The organism is Nonomuraea sp. NPDC049784 (assembly GCF_040659615.1).
In the GTDB taxonomy this organism is placed as follows: domain Bacteria; phylum Actinomycetota; class Actinomycetes; order Streptosporangiales; family Streptosporangiaceae; genus Nonomuraea.
On sequence record NZ_JBFAMX010000876.1, the window covers coordinates 1 to 3268 of the forward strand.

Below are 3268 nucleotides of genomic sequence, written 5' to 3' on the forward strand. Positions count from 1 at the left end.
CCCGCGCCACCGTGGTCGTCGAGTCGAGGGCGGCCGCACTCGAGGAGGCGGGGGATGTGCTCATCCCGATCAACGAGGGTACGATCGCCGCTGGTCATCTCGCCGGCAACATCGCCGACCTCGTGGCGGGCAGGGTCGTCGCCGGCACTGGGCCGCGTGTGTTCAAGAGCACGGGCATGGCGTGGGAGGACCTCGTGGTCGCGGCTGCCGCTTACGAGGCGTGGCACTAGGAAGGGATGGGCGGATGGCTGCCGAGGAGCGGCTCGACCTGCCGATGGTGGGAGAGCGGCAGAGCCTGCGGGAGCAGGTGGCGCAGGCGCTTCGTGCCGCGCTGATCACCGGTGAGATGCGGCCGGGCGTGGTCTACTCCGCGCCGGTGCTGGCTGCCCAGTTCGGCGTCTCGGCCACGCCGGTTCGCGAGGCCATGCTCGACCTCGCCAAGGAGGGCCTGGTCGAGGCGGTGCGTAACAAGGGCTTCAGGGTCACCGAGCTGTCCGACCGCGATCTCGACGAGCTCACCGAGATCCGCCAGCTCATCGAGGTGCCCACCGTGGCCAGGCTGGCCGGCGGCTCGCGGGCGGAGCAGTTCGAACGGCTCAGGCCCATCGCCGAGGAGATCGTCTCGGCCGCCGAGCGTGGCGACCTGCTCGCGTACGTGGACGCCGACCTGCGCTTCCACGTCGAGCTGCTGACCCTGGCGGGCAACGGCCACCTGGTCGAGGTGGTGCGCGACCTACGCAACAGGGCCAGGCTCTACGGCCTGTCCCAGCTCGTGGAGCGCGGCACGCTCGCCGAGTCGGCCAGGGAGCACCTCCAGCTGCTCGACGCGCTCAAGAACGGCGAGAGCGAGGCCGTTCGCCACCTCATGACCGAACACATCGGCCATGTACGGGGCATTTGGGCTGAACACTGAAACTGCGCACTAAGTTCTGACATTTAGGGATCGCACGCGCGCCGATCGCGGTAATCTCAATGCGGGCCGGATGAGCGACGCCGAGCGCGTCCGCCGGCGGCCCCGTCGTCCTGGTCCCCAGCGGACCGGCCACCGCCGATTCCGGTAGATGGCGTATGCCTGGTCAAGCGGACACCCGCACTCCGCTGACCTTCCATGGGCTCGGCACACCCCGCCCACCGAGAGCCGAGCCCCCCGCCGCGCGCCCGAGACCCCATCCCACGGGCGCGCGGCGGCTCGCCGGCCCTACTGGACCTTGCGCCGCCGGGTCGAGCCCAGGCTGGCGGCCACGATGCAGACGATCGCCGCCCACTGCTGCGCGTGCAGGACCTCGTTCAGCAGCAGCACCCCGATCAGCGCCGCCACCGCGGGCTCCAGGCTCATCAGGATGCCGAACACCTGCTTGGGCATCCGCCGCAGCGCCTGAAGCTCCAGCGAGTACGGGATCACCGACGACAGCAGTCCCACACCGAGCCCGATCAGCAGCAACTCCGGCTGCAGCAGCTCCGCCCCGCCCGTCGTGACACCGACGGGAGCGATCACCACGGCCGACACGATCATCGCGAACGACAGCCCGCTCGTGCCGGGGAAGCGCCGCCCCGCCGCCGCCGACAGCAGGATGTACCCGGCCCAGCCGACCCCTGCCACCATCGCGAGCCCGATCCCGAGCCAGCTCACCGACGCCGACTGCCCCCAGGGGGCCAGCAGCGCCACGCCGGCGCCCGCCAGCGCGATCCAGAGCAGGTCGATCCGGCGCCGCGAGGCCGCCACGGCCACCCCCAGGGGCCCGAGGAACTCGATGGCCACCGCGATCCCCATCGGCAGCCGCGACAGGGCCTCGTAGAAGGACAGGTTCATGAGGGCGAGTGTCACCCCGAACCCGATCCCCACCGCCCAGTCGCGCCAGGACAGGCCTTTCAGCCGGGGCCGTACGAACGACCCGATGATCAGCGCCCCGGCTGTGATCCTCAGGAACACCACCGCGCTCGGCGGCAGCGCCGAGAACAACTCCTTCGCGAACCCGGCGCCCAGCTGCACCGAGAAGATCGCCAGCAGCACGAGCCCGGAGGGCGGGATCGAGTCGGCGGCGGTGCGCAGCAGGTTTCCCGGCCTGGGCAGGCCGGAGCCGCGGTCGAGGGGATCGTCGAGGGCGAAGGCGGTCACTGGACTCCTCATCGGACGCAGGGGACGACCGTCAGAGCGTACTCAGGCCGCATGTCATTCCCGACATAAGGTGTTACTACTGTCTACTGGATCATTGGACGCATGAAATCCCCCGCCTCCTCCGTGAGCCTCGCCCGGCCGCCGCTGGCCCTGTCCGTGGCCTCGTTCGTCAGCAGCTTCGACCGCTTCGCCGTGAGCCCCATGCTCGTGCTCATCGCGGTGGACCTGCACGTTTCGCTCTCCGCCGCCGTCGCGGCCGCCAGCGGCTACTACCTGGCCTACGGGCTGACGCAGCCACTGTGGGGGCTGCTGTCGGACCGGTTCGGCCGGGTGCGGGTCATGCGCGGGGCGCTGTTCGGCGCGGCGCTGGCGGGGGCGGTCTCCGCGCTGATGCCGGTGCTCGGGGCGCTGGTGGTGGCCAGGGTCGTGACGGGCGCCTGCTTCGGCGCGGTGATCCCCACCGGGCTGACGTACGTGGGCGACACCGTCCAGCCCTCGGTACGGCAGCGCGCGCTGACCGACCTGATGGCCGCCGCGGCCCTCGGCACGGCCGTGGCCACCGGGCTGGGCGGGGTGCTCGCCGGCCTGGTGGACTGGCGGGTGGCCTTCACCGTGCCCGCCGCCTGCGCCCTGGCCTGCGCGCTCACGCTGCGCTCGCTGCCGGAGCCGCCACGCGCCCGCCTGGACGGCGCCTCGCTCGGGGTGGCCCGGTATCTGAGCGCGGTGCTGGGGCACGGCTGGGCGCTGCTGGTGTTCGGGCTCGCCTTCGTCGAAGGCGCGATCATGCTCGGCGCCATGCCCTTCCTGGCCACCGCGCTGGAGCACGCGGGGTACGCCGCGGCCGTGGCCGGGCTCGCCATCACCGCGTACGGGCTGGGCCTGTGGTCGTTCTCGAAGCTCGTCAAGCAGCTGGCGGGGCGCTGGCCCGCTCCCGTGCTGATGGCGGTGGGCGGCGCGCAGCTCAGTGCCGGGTTCCTGATCGTCTCCGTGCACGTCAGCATGGCCACCGTGGCCGTCACGGCGCTGCTGCTCGGGGGCGGCTGGTCGTTCCTGCACTCCTCGCTGCAGACGTGGGCCACCTCGGTGGTGCCCGAGGCGAGGGGCACCACGATCGCGTTCTTCGCCTGCGCGCTCTTCGTGGGCAGCGCGGTC

3 protein-coding genes and 1 pseudogene are annotated in these 3268 nt (G+C 71.8%); 3 read left to right on the plus strand and 1 reads right to left on the minus strand.

The genetic code is table 11. From position 1 onward, the window contains the following. Positions 1-230 (plus strand): annotated as a pseudogene (locus AB0J09_RS60245) (ornithine cyclodeaminase family protein); the annotation flags it as partial. A gap of 14 nt (positions 231-244) precedes the next feature. Continuing rightward, positions 245-913 carry a GntR family transcriptional regulator gene (locus AB0J09_RS60250; RefSeq protein WP_360712770.1) on the plus strand — a complete coding sequence of 223 codons (669 nt, stop codon included), beginning with the start codon at positions 245-247 and terminating at the stop codon, positions 911-913. 285 nt (positions 914-1198) lie between these two features. Here the strand turns inward: AB0J09_RS60250 and AB0J09_RS60255 are convergent, their stop codons facing one another. Further along, entirely contained in the window at positions 1199-2116 is a 918-nt protein-coding gene (locus tag AB0J09_RS60255) for an EamA family transporter (RefSeq protein WP_360712773.1), read from the minus strand. 102 nt (positions 2117-2218) lie between these two features. Here AB0J09_RS60255 and AB0J09_RS60260 point away from each other — a divergent pair. Then, positions 2219-3268: MFS transporter (locus AB0J09_RS60260; protein WP_360712776.1), on the plus strand; the 1050-nt coding region annotated here is incomplete at its 3' end.

Bases quoted from the DNA above. Each gene is read 5' to 3' on its own strand.
- AB0J09_RS60250 (WP_360712770.1), top strand. From the start codon at position 245: ATGGCTGCCGAGGAGCGGCTCGACCTGCCGATGGTGGGAGAGCGGCAG.